At 54.1% G+C, this 15375-nt stretch carries 10 protein-coding genes; 7 read left to right on the top strand and 3 right to left on the bottom strand.

Going from position 1 to position 15375, the window contains the following annotated elements; genetic code table 11:
- Positions 1-108 precede the first annotated feature (108 nt).
- Entirely contained in the window at positions 109-1296 is a 1188-nt protein-coding gene (locus L855_RS18075) for a 1-deoxy-D-xylulose-5-phosphate reductoisomerase (RefSeq protein WP_159790365.1), read from the top strand.
- A gap of 82 nt (positions 1297-1378) precedes the next feature.
- Here the strand turns inward: L855_RS18075 and L855_RS18070 are convergent, their stop codons facing one another.
- Complete coding sequence (locus L855_RS18070) at positions 1379-1966, bottom strand: PHP domain-containing protein (RefSeq protein ID WP_246199062.1); 588 nt, start codon at positions 1964-1966, stop codon at positions 1379-1381.
- A 377-nt stretch (positions 1967-2343) separates the two neighbouring features.
- A complete protein-coding gene (gene polA / locus L855_RS18065) occupies positions 2344-5280 on the bottom strand; it encodes a DNA polymerase I (RefSeq protein ID WP_425500613.1) in 2937 nt (978 codons plus the stop codon).
- Positions 5281-5444: 164 nt separating this feature from the next.
- Between polA and L855_RS18060 the strand changes: the two genes are divergently transcribed.
- Positions 5445-7133, top strand: a complete 1689-nt coding sequence (locus tag L855_RS18060; protein ID WP_159790363.1) for a DUF3352 domain-containing protein — start codon at positions 5445-5447, stop codon at positions 7131-7133.
- Positions 7134-7148: 15 nt separating this feature from the next.
- Here L855_RS18060 and L855_RS18055 read toward each other — a convergent pair whose 3' ends face one another.
- Entirely contained in the window at positions 7149-7988 is an 840-nt protein-coding gene (locus L855_RS18055; protein WP_159790362.1) for a hypothetical protein, read from the bottom strand.
- Between the two features lie 812 nt (positions 7989-8800).
- Between L855_RS18055 and L855_RS18050 the strand changes: the two genes are divergently transcribed.
- The 5 genes from L855_RS18050 to L855_RS18030 all read left to right on the top strand — a co-directional run bounded on the left by L855_RS18050 (position 8801) and on the right by L855_RS18030 (position 15347).
- Positions 8801-9238 (top strand): RNA recognition motif domain-containing protein, encoded by a 438-nt coding sequence (locus tag L855_RS18050; protein ID WP_159790361.1) that lies wholly within the window; start codon positions 8801-8803, stop codon positions 9236-9238.
- 77 nt (positions 9239-9315) lie between these two features.
- Positions 9316-10707 carry an IctB family putative bicarbonate transporter gene (locus L855_RS18045; RefSeq protein WP_159790360.1) on the top strand — a complete coding sequence of 464 codons (1392 nt, stop codon included), beginning with the start codon at positions 9316-9318 and terminating at the stop codon, positions 10705-10707.
- A 99-nt stretch (positions 10708-10806) separates the two neighbouring features.
- Positions 10807-12555: an FAD-dependent oxidoreductase gene (locus L855_RS18040; protein WP_159790359.1), complete on the top strand. Its 1749-nt coding sequence runs from the start codon at positions 10807-10809 to the stop codon at positions 12553-12555.
- Positions 12556-12613: 58 nt separating this feature from the next.
- Positions 12614-12853 (top strand): heterocyst-inhibiting protein PatX, encoded by a 240-nt coding sequence (gene patX / locus L855_RS18035; RefSeq protein ID WP_159790358.1) that lies wholly within the window; start codon positions 12614-12616, stop codon positions 12851-12853.
- A 475-nt stretch (positions 12854-13328) separates the two neighbouring features.
- Positions 13329-15347, top strand: a complete 2019-nt coding sequence (locus L855_RS18030) for an elongation factor G (protein WP_159790357.1) — start codon at positions 13329-13331, stop codon at positions 15345-15347.
- The last annotated feature ends 28 nt before the right edge of the window (positions 15348-15375 follow it).

Here is a 15375-nt window from a genome sequence, read left to right as displayed (position 1 = left end):
GAAGAGGAGGAAGACTGGCTTGCCCTCCCCCCCTATTGCCTATTGCCTGTTCCCTATTGCCTCTTCTTCTATGCGATACTGCTCTTAAGACGCTAGGGATCAACGATTGTGAAAGCTATCACACTATTAGGATCAACGGGATCGATTGGGACGCAAACCCTCGACATTGTGGCCAGTCATCCGGATCGCTTTGAGTTGGTGGGAATTGCGGCGGGCAATAATGTGGAGTTGTTGGCGCAACAGGTGCGTCAGTTTAAGCCTGAGATTGTTGCCATTCGTAATGCCGAAAAACTGCCTCAATTACGGGAGGCGATCGCCGATCTCGATCCTCAGCCGGAGATTTTAGGAGGAGAGGACGGCATTATTGAGGTGGCTCGTTATGGCCATGCTGAAGCCGTGGTGACGGGGATTGTGGGCTGTGCGGGTTTACTGCCAACTCTGGCGGCGATCGAGGCGGGGAAAGATATTGCCCTGGCGAATAAGGAAACGCTCATCGCTGGGGGACCAGTGGTGAATCCTTTACTGCAAAAACATGGGGTGAAACTGCTACCGGCGGATTCGGAACATTCGGCGATTTTCCAATGTTTACAAGGGGTTCCCGAGGGAGGACTCAAACGAATTATTCTTACGGCTTCTGGGGGTGCGTTCCGAGATTGGGAGGTGGAACGGCTTTCTGAGGTGACGGTGGCTGATGCTATTACTCATCCCAATTGGTCTATGGGACGCAAGATTACAGTCGATTCGGCGACTTTGATGAATAAGGGCTTAGAAGTAATTGAAGCCCATTATCTCTTTGGTTTAGATTACGATGATATTGATATTGTGGTGCATCCTCAGAGCATTATTCACTCGCTGATTGAGTTGCAGGACACCTCAGTTTTGGCGCAGTTGGGCTGGCCGGATATGCGTCTGCCATTGCTCTATTCTCTATCCTATCCTGAGCGAATTCCGGCTCAGTTGGAACAGTTTGATTTGGTGAAAGCGGGGGATTTAACCTTCCGAGAACCGGATCATCAGAAATATCCCTGCATGGAGTTAGCGTATCAGGCGGGACGAGAGGGTGGCTCGATGACGGCGGTGTTGAATGCGGCTAATGAGCAGGCGGTGGCGTTGTTCTTGGATGAACAGGTGCAGTTTTTGGATATTCCCCGTTTGATTGAACGAGTGTGCGATCGCCATCGGGCCCAGAATCAAGCGACTCCGAGTTTGGATGATATCTTGGCGGCCGATGATTGGGCCCGTCAGGCGGTTCGGGAAGCGGCTGAGTCGCTGACGGCGAAAACGGTTCTCGCTTAAGTTGGCTTTGGGAGGCTGAACCTCCCCCCGGAGGCGTGACTCGGACTGAGTCAAGTCACGAGAGGGGACAGAGGTGGGAGGTTCAGGACATTCGTCGTAGGAGACTTAGTCCGTGGGTGTCGGTTCCGCAGGTGCTATAGAGGCCATGATCGGCGTTGAGTTGTTTGACTTGGGCGGTTTCCTTGGGACTCGGAACCCAGGGATCGGGGTTGTTGTAGGAATAATAGGCTTCTGAGCCGTCGATCCCCAGTTTCGCCGCCTGGGGAATGAGCTGAGTGGCGGATTTGCGATAGCGAGCGGGGTGGGCCAGCACTGCGAGGCCTCCGGCGGCGTGAATGGAGTCAATCACCTGTTGGGCCCCAAAGGCGGCTCCTTGGACTTTTTCCCCCTGGAGATAGGGTTGAATGACTTGGTGGTCGGGGTTATAGCCATAGCCGAGGATGTGAACCTCTGCCCCCATGAGGTCAGCATTGATTTCGACGCCCGTCCACAGACGAGGGGCCCGAGCGTTGGGTAAAGAGCGTGTCCAGTCATCGAGCCAACCCTGGGCTTGACGATAGCCGTCCGCACTGTGATGGTCGGTAATGGCTAACCCCTTGAGGCCTAGGGTTACCGCTTGTTCCATGATGGCCTCGGGGCGTAAACGACCATCGGAATAGACCGAGTGCATGTGGAAGTTGTAGTGGTGCGGACAACTGTCAGCCGTAAGCTGACTGAATAGGTTACAGAGCGTCCGCGTGTCTTGTGCGGCAGGTCTATCGGATGTCGCCAGATGGGTCTGATAGACAAGCATAAGCAATTAATGTCTAGAAGTTTACTTATTGTAACAATGTTCAAGAAAAGTGACAAAAAAAGTCATCAAGTTCTGATTTGAAAAGTGAACCTCTAACGTCAGCTTTACTAATGAGGATGGGGCAACTCTAGGTATTTTCTCTTATTTTGCCTCCATCCAATTCTCCCCAGTGCTTTACTAATGAGGATGGGGCAACTCTAGGTATTTTCTCTTATTTTGCCTCCATCCAATTCTCCCCAGCGTGAATATCAACCTTAAGGGGGATACTCAGTTTTAGAGCCGATTCCATGGTGTCTCGGATGGTAAATTCTGTGAATATCAACCTTAAGGGGGATACTCAGTTTTAGAGCCGATTCCATGGTGTCTCGGATGGTAAATTCCAGGGGCTGCCATTCCTCCTGAGGCATTTCCAAGACGAGTTCGTCATGAACTTGCAGTAAAATGCGTGCGGCGCGATCGTCGAGGACTTGATGTAACCTCACCATAGCGATTTTAATGATGTCCGCACTTGACCCCTGAATTGGGGCATTGGCGGCGCCACGGAGGGCTTGGGAGTCGGCTAAGCTGATTTTGCTAAGGCTATCCAAGTCAATCTGTTCCGGGGATTCTCCCTTCAATTTCCGTAGACTGGGAGACTCAAAATTAAAGTAACGACGGCGGCCACAGAGAGTTTCCACATAGCCACGGGCGATCGCCTCCCGTTTCATCTGCTGTAAATACTCAAATACGCGGGAATAGCGGCTATTATAGCGGTCAATAAACTCCCGTCCTTCTAAGGTGCTAACTCCAGCTTCTCGGGCGAACCGGTGCGCCCCCATGCCGTAAATCACGCCAAAATTGATGGTTTTCCCCAACCGTCGCTCCTCTGGGGAAATGTCGGGTTTCTCAAATAGCAATTGTGCCGTCAGTCGGTGGACATCCTGCCCCGTATTATACGCCTCCAGTAAAATCGGTTCTTGGCTTAAATGGGCTAAAATCCGTAACTCAATTTGGGAATAGTCGGCGGTCACCAGAGTCCAACCCTGGCGGGGTAAAAAGGCTTTGCGGATGTGACGACTAAACTCGGTGCGGATGGGGATATTTTGCAGATTGGGGTTAGACGAGGACAGCCGGCCCGTGGCGGTAATGGTTTGATTGAAGTCTGTATGGATGCGCGGGGCCTGCTGCTCATCCACTTGCACCAGTTCCGGTAAGGCATCGACATAGGTTGATTTGAGTTTGGCGAGGCTGCGATATTCCAGAATGATATCGACAATGGGATGATCGCCTTGTAGTTTCTCTAAGACCTTGACATTGGTGGAGTAGTTCCCGGTTTTGGTTTGACTGGTTTTGCGCTTGTCTAGGCCAAGCTGTTCAAAGAGAATCGTTCCGAGTTGTTTCGGGGAGTTGAGGTTAAACGACTGTTCCGCCAACTCATAGGCTTGCTGTTCCAACTGTTGTAACTGTTGCCCCAACTGCCCCGAGAGCTGATGGAGATAGTCAATATCCAAGCGAATCCCCAACCACTCCATCTCCGCTAACACCGGCTCTAGAGGGAGTTCCACATCCTGCAACAGTGCTTCGAGTTGTGGGGTTGGTTGCAGTTGCGCCCGTAATAGGGGAACCAGACGGTAGGTGACGTGAACATCCTCGGCGCAATAGTGGGCGGCTACGGGAATAGAGACGTCGGCCATGGTTTTGCCTTTGGGGACAATCTCCTTAAAACTGCTCACCGTTAAGTCCAGATAGCGTAGGGCCAAATCCGTGAGGTTATGGGTGGTTTCGGGGTTGAGGAGATAGCTGGCCAGGAGGGTGTCAAACACCACCCCTTGTAACTGGATGCCCTGAGTGCGTAACACCAGGCGATCGTATTTGGCATTTTGCAACACTTTGGGATAGCGATCGCCCTCTAAAATCGGCCGCAACCGCTGTAACACCTTGTCCCGGGCTAACTGTTGCCCCTGCTCATGGCCCAGGGGAATATAGGCCAGGCTCTGGGGGTCTTCTCCCCAACAACAGCCTAATCCCACTAAGTCGGCCTCCGTGGCCTTAGTGCTGGTGGTTTCTGTATCCCAAGCCACGGGAGAGTTGGGATCGGTTTGAGTCTGGAGTTGTTCTAGGAACCGTTCGAGTTTGGCGTCACTATCGATAATCTGGGGCTGTAACCGAGACTCCTCTGGGGGTTGGCTGGCTTGCGTCTCTTGCCAACTCCAAAATCCGGTATCCTCTGGCTGGTCCTCGGACGGCGGAGTTGAGGTCGTCTCTAAGGTCCCTCCGAGTTGTTCTTGGAGGCGTTCGAGGCTGTTGCCTAAAGAATGCAATTCCAGTTGCTCGAATAGGGGTAACACCCGCTCTGGCTCAAATCCCCGTAGCTGAAGCTGGTCCCAGTTTACTTCTAGGGGAACCTCACAGTTAATTGTCGCCATATATTGGGTGTGATAGGCGGCCTCCCGTCCGGCTTCTAACTTTTTGCCGGTGGCACCCTTAATCTCGTCAAGATGGGCGTAAATCTCATCTAACGACCCATATTGTGCCAAGAGTTTCACCGCCGTTTTGGGGCCAATCCCTTTCACGCCGGGTAAATTATCAGAACTGTCGCCACAGAGGGCTTTATAGTCCACCACTTGCTGGGGGAGAATCCCGAGTTTTTCCTGAACCTCTTGGGCCTGGAACTCTTGCGGACGGGTATTTTTGCGTCCCCAGCCTCCGGCGAGATGGAGGACGGTAATGGGGGGCTGTTCGGCGATGAGTTGGAATAAATCCTGGTCTCCACTGAGCAGTTGCACCCGCTGCTGTTGTTGGTGGGCCTGCTGGGCCAGGGTTCCTAGGATATCGTCGGCTTCGTAGCCGGGAGCGGTGAAGAGTTGAAAATTGAGGGCTTCGAGGAGTTTCTTGAGATTTTCGATATCGGGGATGAAGTCCTCGGGGGTTTCGGCTCGTTGGGCCTTATAGTTGGCATCGGCTTCGTGGCGGAAGGTGGGGGTGCTGGTGTCAAAGGCGATCGCCACGGCTGAGGGCTGATGGGTGGCGATGCTGTCGAGGAGGGAGCGTAGGAAGCCGAAACAAACGCTGGTGGGGAGTCCTGTGGAGGTTCGCAAGCCGCCCTCACGACTTTTGGCAAAGGCGTAATAGGCACGAAAGGCGAGGGAATGACCGTCAACAAGCAGGACTGAGGACACAGGGACTCTCCGAGAACTGGGGTTTTCTTCCATTTTGCCTTGATTTGGCATCAATGGCCCCTTGTCCGGAACTGGGCGATCGCATCTTGGAAAAATCCTGCTAGAGTAGCAGGGTTATGGAGATCCCTTTGAGAAGGATTGACCTCAGCCCCCTATCCCCTGTTGCGATCGCCGCCTGAAGATCCCCTGAAGACCCTATGAGAACGTATCGGAGAAATCGTCGCAAATCTCCTCCCTGGAGAACCTTAGCTGTTGTTGGCTTAGTGATTGTCGGTGGAGGGGTGCTGTATGGCCTCTTGTCACGGCGGCCGGTGAACCTGAGTTTGATTGTTGGGGCGGAGTTAGTGCCCGAAGAGGCCCTGATGGCGGCTTCTATTTCCACCAACTCGGGACAATGGCGACGCTTGCAGGACTATGGAACCCCGGAAAGCCAGGCCTTATTCCAAGAGCAGTTAGAGGCGATCGAAACCAATTTACTGGCCAACTCGGATGTGACCTACGAAGAGGATATCGCCCCTTGGGTGGGCGATCGCATCACCTTGGCTATCCTCCCCCCGCCAGAGATTGATGCGGACACTCCCCCGGAGGCCTTGCGAGCTGATCGCGCCAATCTCTTGATTCTCCCGATTGGTAATGCGGGGCGGTTACAGTCCCGAGTGGGGGAACTCGAAGGCGGACTAGGGTTACAGGAGCGCAACTATCGCGGGGTGACTCTCTACGAACCGGATATCGACGATCCCCTTAGTGATGAGGCCGCGAACCGTCCCCATACCCTGGCGGTGGTGGAACGACGCTTTTTGCTCGTCTCCCAAGAACCCAGTGCGGTGATTCGGGCCATTGATGCCTATCGTGATAATCAGTCGGTGCTGAACGTTCCCGGCTATAACCCCGCTTGGGAGGCACTGCCGGGAACTGATTTTGCCAGTGTGTTTGTTAATCTGCCCCGCAGTCTGGCGGCATTAGCGGAAGACTCCACCCGTCCCCTCAATCCTGAGGCGATCGAGGCTCTGGAACATCAGGGACTGGCTAGCACCATTAGTCTTGAAAGTGATGGGATTCGCCTTCATAGTCTCTCCTGGCTGAATCCCGACAGTGAAACCACCTTTGACCTGGACAATGTCTTGCCCCCAACCCTCGTTAACCGCTTTCCCGATTCAGCGGCGATGGTGATGGCGGGTTGGGATTTCCATCAACTCTGGGAAGAGCGGTTGCAGAATGCTCAGAATAATCCCTTGCTTCCTTTTAATGCGGCTTGGTTCCGCAGTGCCTTGCAACAGACGGTGGGGGTGAATCTGGAAACAGAACTCCTCAATTGGATGAGGGGGGAGTTTGCCCTAGGGTTGATTCCCAATTCTGGGAACGAGGACAGCACCTTTCCGGGGAGTTTGGTGGTGATGGCTGAGACGACCAATATCGAAGCCACAGAAACCCTATTCCGCCGCATCGATCGAGCGGTGGTCGATCGCTATGGCTTTGAGGTGAATGTGGAGGTGGAGGAGTTGGGCCAACGTCGCCTGGTGACTTGGGATACGCGCCGTCAGGGCCTGGAAGTTAGTCATGGCTGGCTCAGTGACTCGATTGTCTTTTTGAGTATCGGCTCACCGGTGACGGAGACGTTACTCCCCCAGCCAGACCAGTCTCTGTTGCGCAGTTCTCGCTTCGGCAATGTGGTTCCCCGAGACCCAGACCCCAGTAATGGCCTATTTTTCCTAGGACTCGATCAGGCCCAGTTGGGGGAGGAGGAGGCTCTCCCCTTACCTCTGTTGCGGCTACCTCCTGAACAACAGGGGGTTTTGGAAGCCATTGAGGCCATTGGGGTTCGCACTGGAGTTCAAGGAGAACGCAGCAGTCGCTATGATATTTTCGTGAAAATCGCCAGTCCTTAGGCGCTGTCTAGGGCGTTAGCGTGATCGCCGCAGGATAATCACATCATTGCCGACGACGGGACTGCGAGCCACCAACACACCCTCATCGTCGACGATTTCGACATGGCTAAAATCCAATCGTTGGGCTTTATTCCAGAGACCGTTGGCGAGTTGGCTTCGTTCGGGGGAGTCGAGGGTATACCATTGGGGGGTAATTTCCACTCGTAATAAGTCCGCCTCAAAGTTGGCACTGATGCGGGTGACGAAGCGATTTTCGTCGGTGCAGTCTTCTTGTTGTTTTAAGTTGAGGCCCGAGCGATAACAGCGTTCATAGGGACGGGCGACTTCGCTGATTTGCGATCGCACGGCTGCCACCAGTTGCTGTTCTGGGGTTAAGCGGCGGGGTTGGGGTTGAGGAGGGTTAACCGGGGTGCCAGGAGCGAGTTCGGGGACGGGTTGGGAACTCGAGTCGGGCAACTCTTCTACGTCGGGAGCTTCAGCCACTGCTGGCGGTTCTGAAGAACTCTGGCTGGGCTGTGGTTCTGCGGGGCTAGGAGCTTCGACGACGGGGGCCGGGGGAGGCTCAGGAGCTGGAGGGGGTTCGACAGCTGGAGTGGGGCGCGGTTGACTGGCAATCTCCGTTGGAGGTGATCCCAATTGGGGAACAACCACCACCACGGCAATTCCCACAGTGGCGATCGCCCCTAGCCAGAGTAGGGGGTTTTGCCAGAGGGGCAATGGCTCGGCCGCTTCTGGGGTTTCCAGGCGTACAAGCCAACGTTCGAGGAGGGCAATGAGACGACGCAAGACTCCAATGAGCAGCGATCGCAACAGTCCCGATTGTTGATCGTCCGAGGGCGGTGGCGTTTGAGACATATCGTAATGAGAGTCCCCAGATTACCGGCAGCCTGAAGCTGGTTGGCTGGCAAACGTGGGTTAGCACTGCGACCTCACTATAGCAGTCAAGACTCCCCCCTGAACAGCCCACTACTCCCCGGTTGCTCCTATGGGTTCTGGGCGATCGCTCTGCCCCAACCATGCCATTCACTGTGCCATTCACCCTGGCAATCACCATACGATGATTGCCGAAGAGGATTTTTTTTGTTACATTTATTCATAATGTGTAAAAAAATGGTACAATCTAGCCAATATCTATTGCCAAATCCCACATCTCCCCTTAGGATAGAAAGTCGCCCTTGTTATGCAGTGCCATCAACAATTCGCTCCTTGGCATCGCGTGCCGGGGCATTATCCAAGGTTAAGGACTTGTCCGATGGGGCAACTGTGATACCGTAGAGAAGGGCTTGCCCGCGCGACTTCGGAATGCTCCCCTAAGACAATCCCCATACCCCACTCCTGACGACTTGGAGTCATGCAGCTCCCCAACACGGGATAGATTCAAGAAGACCGTAACATTCACAGTAGTCATTGCAGCCTGACGAACCTCATGCACGAGCAAAAACTAACGCTACAGCAGACAGTCCAGGGTAATGGCAGGCGCAGGTTTATCCGTTACGGAGGGGGATAAAAAAATGGCAGCAAACCTGTCAGGTTCAGACACAATCAGCAGGATTCGGGATACTTGACCTGGCCCCCTAGGCAATGTGCCAGAGGAGGGTTCAAAGTCCCCCGCTGAGAGCGAGATTTTTCATTCAAATACGTTGGTTTAGTTTAGAGGTTTACTCATTATGTCTATTCGCCTTTATGTCGGTAACTTGCCCAAAGATGTGGAGCGGGACGAACTGCAAGACTTTTTCCAAGACGCGGGTGAGCTGCTGTCTGTGAAAGTCATCACCGATCGCAAAACCGGAAAATGCCGGGGCTTTGGCTTCGTCACCGCTAAAAATGACGAACAGGCCGACCAAATTGTGGAAGCCTTCAACGGTAAAGAGTTTAAAGAGAGCGCCCTGAAAGTCGAGAAAGCCATGCCTCGTAAGAAAGGCAAGGAAAAATCTGATGCCCCTCCTGTGGCTAAATCCAGCTCTTCGGGCAGCCGCACCGCCCGTTCGAGTTCATCGAGTCGTAGTAGTTCTAGCTCCTCCGATAGTGCCCAACCCGATCCCCGCTGGGCTGATGAACTCTCGAAGCTCAAGCAAATGTTGGCCTCTCAAACCACCAACTCTTAAGATCTACGCTTAAGACCTGGCCTCTGGCCCTCATTCTGTGACCCTTTTGGGGAGATCAATCGGCTCCCCGTTTTTCTATGACCGATATTTGGACATCTTTAACCCTGTCCCAATGGTCACCCCAACGCTGGCAGAGCGGTAGTTACGGCTGCCGTCTTCTGTTTGGCTCCCTGGGGGCCTGGAAAACAGGAAGCTGGTTGATGCAATGGGCCGACAGTCTCGGCGTACTGGTGTTGAGTGTTCTGTTTGCCCTCGCACCGTTTGTTTCAACGACCCTGATTGGGGTTCTTCTGGCTCTATGTGCAGCGTTTTTGCTGTTGTTGGTCCTCTCCGATAATAGTGACATTGCCCTAACCCCGATTCATATTGGGGTGGGACTCTATTGGCTGGTGGCCAGTCTCGCCACGGCTCTGTCACGGGTTCCGGAACAGGCGATGCGCGGCTGGGTTAAACTAACCCTGTTTCTGGTGGTGTTTGCCCTCGCAGCACGAGTCCTCAGGTCTAAAAAACTTCGGTCCGTCCTAATTACCGTTTACCTCCATACGGCCCTGGTGGTAAGTGTTTATGGGATGCGTCAAGTCTTCTTTGGGGCCACTCCCTTAGCCACCTGGACCGATCCCACCTCCGCCTCAGCGAACGTGACACGGGTATATAGCTATCTCGGGAACCCTAATCTCTTGGCGGGGTATCTGATTCCGGCGATCGCCCTGAGTTTAGGAGCGGTCTTTGCCTGGGAACGCTGGCCCCGTAAGGCATTGGCTCTAGTGATGTTCGCGTTGAATAGCATTGTGCTGTTTCAAACTTACAGTCGAGGGGGCTGGATTGGCATGGCGGCCACCTTATTTGTCTTCGCCTTATTAATGGTGTATGGCTGGCGCGATCGCCTCCCTCGGCCCTGGCGAAACTGGGCCATTCCCGCCGTCTTGGGTGGGACTGTTGCCGTTCTCCTCATTGCCGTAACCGCCGTTCCCCCCATTCGCGATCGCGTCTCTAGTCTCTTTATTGGCCGGGCCGACAGTAGCAACAACTTCCGCATCAACGTCTGGACCTCGGTCATCGAGATGATTCGCGACCATCCCGTCTTAGGAATTGGTCCCGGTAACGAGGCCTTCAATCAGGTCTATCCTCTCTATATGCGCCCCCGCTACACTGCCCTAAGTGCCTATTCCGTGCTGTTAGAGATTACCGTAGAAACTGGGTTAGTGGGGCTGACGGCCTTCCTGTGGTTGTTGCTGGTGACCGTTCAACAGGCCCTAATCCAACTACAACGGCTGCGTCGTCAGGCCAATCCTGATGCCTTTATTTTGATTGCGGCGGTGGCCAGCTTAGCTGGATTTATGGCCCATGGCCTCGTTGATACGGTATGGTATCGTCCCCAAATCAACACCCTCTGGTGGCTCTGCCTAGCCCTGGTTGCTAGTTTTTACCCCAGTCTGCCCCCCCATTCCCAACCCTCTGAGCCGTCCTAAGCCAAGGGCGCGCCACCCCTACGTTTTTTCTATTGCCTGTTCCCTGTTCCCTGTTCCCTGTTCCCTGTTCCCTGTTCCCTATTCCCTGTTCCCTGCTCTATGTCCGTTATACGCGATCGCCATTCTGTGGATGTTTTGGTAGTTGGAGGGGGAACCGGAGGCACAGCGGCGGCAATTCAGGCAGCGCGACAGGGGGTCAATACCCTATTAGTCAGTGAATTTCCCTGGTTGGGGGGAATGCTCACCGCCGCTGGGGTGAGTGCTCCCGATGGGAACGAACTCCTGGCCCTACAGACGGGCCTGTGGGGACAGTTTTTGCGGGAATTACAACAACGTCAACCGGGGGGACTCGATTGGGGTTGGGTGAGTTTCTTTACCTTCAATCCCGCCGTTGGGGCGAAGATTTTTCAAGATTGGGTGGAGGCCTTGCCCAATTTACACTGTATTTGGGGACAAACGCCCCAAGGGGTCAGACTTGAGAACAATCGCCTGCGGGAGGTTGAGTTTCAAGACTTTGATGTAACCGCCGAGATCATTTTAGATGGCACAGAATTAGGAGATCTCCTGGCCCTGGCGGGGATTCCCCATCGCTGGGGTTGGGAATGGCGATCGCAGTTCCAGGAACCCAGCGCCCCGGAAACCCCGAACTCCCAAACCGCTCGCTATCCGGTACAGGCCATGACCTGGGTGGGGGTGCTACAAGACTACGGCGAGGGAGCCGTGGCCCCGGCAATTCCCGCTCCGCCTATTGATGTGGCCTCAGACTTCCTCGGGGCTTGGGAAAATTACGGGGTGGAGAAATTCCTCAATTACGGTCGCCTTCCGGGTGATCGCTTCATGCTCAATTGGCCCCAGCATGGCAACGATTATGGTGTGAACCTACAACGGCTGATTGAGTCTCCCCAAGCCCGTCGCGATTGTTTACAAGAAGCCAAATGGCGAACTCAGAGCTTTGCCCGCTTCCTCCAACGGCGATTGGGCCGACGCTATGGCTTCGCCCAGGGACTCTTCCCCCAGGCAGAATCAGGATTAGCCTTACATCCCTACTTTCGCGAAAGTCGTCGTCTGGTGGGGGTCAAAACCGTCTGTGAACCGGATGTGTTACCCCAATTCGGCGGGAAAGTCGCGCCCCTCCCCCTGGGTGAGCAAGGAGTTGAGGCGATCGCCATTGGTAACTACGCCAACGATCATCATTATCCCAACTGGGACTTCCCCGTCCAGCCCAAATCCCTACGTTGGGGAGGGCGCTGGACAGGAACGCCCTTTGCCCTGCCTTATAGTTGTCTAATTCCCATTGAGATGGATGGCTTATTAGCCTGTGAAAAAAATATCTCCGTCTCCCATATTGCCAATGGTTGCACCCGCCTCCAGCCCCTGGTGATGAACCTTGGCCAAGCAGCAGGATTGGCGGCCGCCCTCTCAGTTCAGCGTCGTTGTCAGCCTCGGGAGTTGCCCGTTCGCGTGCTGCAAGATGCCCTCCTGAGCGATCAACAAGCCCCCGCCGCCGTGATTCCCCTATTTAACGCCCTTCTGGAGAATCCCGATTGGCAACATTGGCAGCGGTATTATCTCAACCATCCCGACGAGTATCCCGTCACCGGCTATCATCCAGCCGAAACCACCGTCATGCGGCGGCCACCGGATGCCGAGGCCATTTCAGGGCGCTTCGAGGTGAGTGGCCCCCAAGAGTATCAACTCCAGGTGGGCGATCGCCTCTGGAAGCTGGTTACCCTCCACCCCAGCGTAGATCGACAACTGCAAAGTTACCCCCAGGGCCAACTCCTTTCTGGTTGGGGTCGGTTCAACGCCTCAGGACAATGGTTACGACTTGAGGGAATTTTCTCCTGATAGCAACCTCGGAAATCTGTAACAGGTATTAGTACACCTGAGACAGGTTTTTCCGATTATGCGTAACTCCTTGGTTCTGTCGGCCTTGCTTTTGGGATTAAGCTCATCCGTTGCTCCCGTCCCTGAAATTGCTGAAGAAGCCAACCCTGAGCAAGTCGCCTTTCGCGGCTTTCTCTCGGCACAAACTGAGCAGAAAGATGAAGTCGAACCCCATCGGGGCAGTGGTCGCCGCCGCTTTCAACCGGATGCTCATCAGCATCAGTCGGGAGAGTCTTTCCTCCCGGTTATCGGTTTGTAAGACTACAACAGAAACTGGGAAAACATCGCATTTTTTGCTAGTTTTTTATCCAGTTTCCTATCAGGGTATTCTACCAGTTTAAATCATCAAACCATCCAGAGGTCACCGAAAACAATTGACCGTCATACGCCCATCTCAGGGCATGATATCCAACCTGAGCCTCGGCCAGAAATTACCGAGTCACGCTCTTTATTCCCCCTCTCATGAGCAATCCGCAGTCCAGCCCAGCATCTCTTGGGCCTCATCCTGAATTCAGGTCAACAGGATCGAGCGACCCGACTCCGCGACAGCAGGACTGCGCAAGCCTCTGAGGACAGGGGGGGCAAAAGGCAGGCAGCGTCTAATTTTTGCCTCTGTTTTAGCTTATCCAATCTTAACAATTTTGAGAGTTTCTAAAAGTTTTCTAAATAATCCGGGAACGTCGAGAGAGACCATTCCATAATCAAATGAAACGGTCTCCCCATTGATACGACCTATGACCCCTACCCAATCCTCCCCTTGGCGTAATATCGCAATCGTCGGCCCCTACCTGAGTGGGAAAACCACGCTCCTAGAGAGTATCCTCTCGGTAACGGGGGCGATTTCCCGTAAAGGAACCGTTGAGAACGGAACTACCATCGGTGATAACAGTCCCGAGTCTCAGAACCGCAGCATGAGTGTGGAAGTCTCGGCGGCCTATACCCAGCATGGAGAGGTTCAGTTTACGTTCCTCGACTGTCCCGGTTCCATTGAATTTGCCCAAGAGACGGCCAATGCTTTGATTGGGGTGGGATCAGCGGTGATTGTCTGTGAGCCAGATGTCAGCCGAGTCTTGACCCTGGCGCCCCTCTTCAAACTGCTTGATGACTGGAAAATTCCCCATTTATTGTTCATCAACAAGGTTGATCGGGCCACATCCAGTTTTACGGAAGTGTTGCAAGCCCTAAAAACGGTGTCCTCCCGGCCGCTAATTCCCCATCAATATCCCATCCGCAAGGGGGATGAGGTGAGCGGATTTATTGATCTCGTCAGTGAACAGGCTTTTCAATACCATCCTGGGGCCCCCTCCGATCCGATTCCTCTCCCGGAGGAGTTGAAAGCTGAGGAACAGGCGGCCCGTCAAGAAATGCTAGAGGGCCTCGCGGACTTTGACGATCGCCTCCTTGAAGAACTCCTAGAGGATATCGATCCCTCCCAAGGGGAGATTATCAAAGATATGAAACAGGAACTGACGGCGGATCTCATTGTGCCGGTGTTCATGGGGGTGGCCACGGAAGATTACGGAGTTCGTCATCTCCTGGATGCTTTGGCGAAGGAAACCCCAGAACCGGCGGAAACCGCGAAGCGACGGGGGGTTAAGGCTTCCAATGAGGTCATGGCCCAGGTTCTCAAAACCTATTACACGGCCCAGGGCGGCAAACAATCCCTGGTTCGGGTTTGGAATGGAACTCTCACGGAAGGGATGACCCTCAATGATACCCGTGTAGGGGGGGTCTATCGTCTGATGGGGGCGGATCAGAAAAATGTTCAAACGGCCGAGATGGGCGAGATTGTGGCCCTGGGACGGTTGGAGAATGTTCAAACTGGGGATACTCTCAGTTCTCAGGGAACTCTGGAGTTACCTCGGGCGGAGAGTTTACCGCCAGTCTATGGTTTGGCGATCGCCCCTGAGAATCGCAAGGATGAGGTAAAAGTCAGTGGGGCGTTGACGAAACTCGTCGAAGAAGATCCCGCCCTCACCTGGGAACAAAATCGTGAGACTCATGAAATTTTGCTGTGGGGCCAGGGTGAGATTCATCTTCAGGTAGCCCTGGATCGACTGCGGCGTAAATATAACTTGCCCATGACGGGACGGCCGCCCAAGATTCAGTATAAAGAAACGGTGCGTCAGGCCGTTGAGTCGGTTCACGGCCGCTATAAACATCAAAGTGGCGGTCATGGCCAGTTTGGCGATGTTTATTTAGATATTGCCCCTCTTCCTCGCGGTGAGGGCTTCCAGTTTCGGGAAACCATTGTCGGGGGGGCAGTTCCTAAGCAATATATCCCTGGGGTGGAAACGGGAGTGCGCGAGTATCTAGTCCAGGGGCCGTTAGGCTTTCCGGTGGTGGATGTGGCGGTGACGCTGACGAATGGGTCTTATCACACGGTGGATAGTTCGGAACAGGCCTTTAAACAGGCAGCCCGGGTGGCGATGCAGGCGGGGATGGTGCAATCTCAACCAACGCTCCTCGAACCCATTTTGTCGGTGGAAATTTATAGTCCTAGTGAGTCTACCTCGAAGGTGTTACAGGTGATTAGCACCCATCGCGGTCAAATTCTGGGCTATGAGGGGTATGAGGGCTGGCCTGGTTGGGATAAAATCTCGGCTTATTTCCCTCAGGCGGAAATGCAGGATCTGATTGTGGAGTTGCGATCGGCCACCATGGGGGTGGCCAGTTATCGCTGGCAGTACGATCGCCTCGAACCAGTCCCCGATAAGCTGGCCAAACGGATTCTGACTCAGCAAGACGGTTAGGGCCATCCTGACACCCGGTGTTTTGACA

The organism is Sodalinema gerasimenkoae IPPAS B-353 (genome assembly GCF_009846485.1).
GTDB lineage: Bacteria > Cyanobacteriota > Cyanobacteriia > Cyanobacteriales > Geitlerinemataceae > Sodalinema > Sodalinema gerasimenkoae.
The sequence above is the reverse complement of the archived record's forward strand: the minus strand, read 5'-3'. Positions and strand labels throughout refer to the sequence as shown.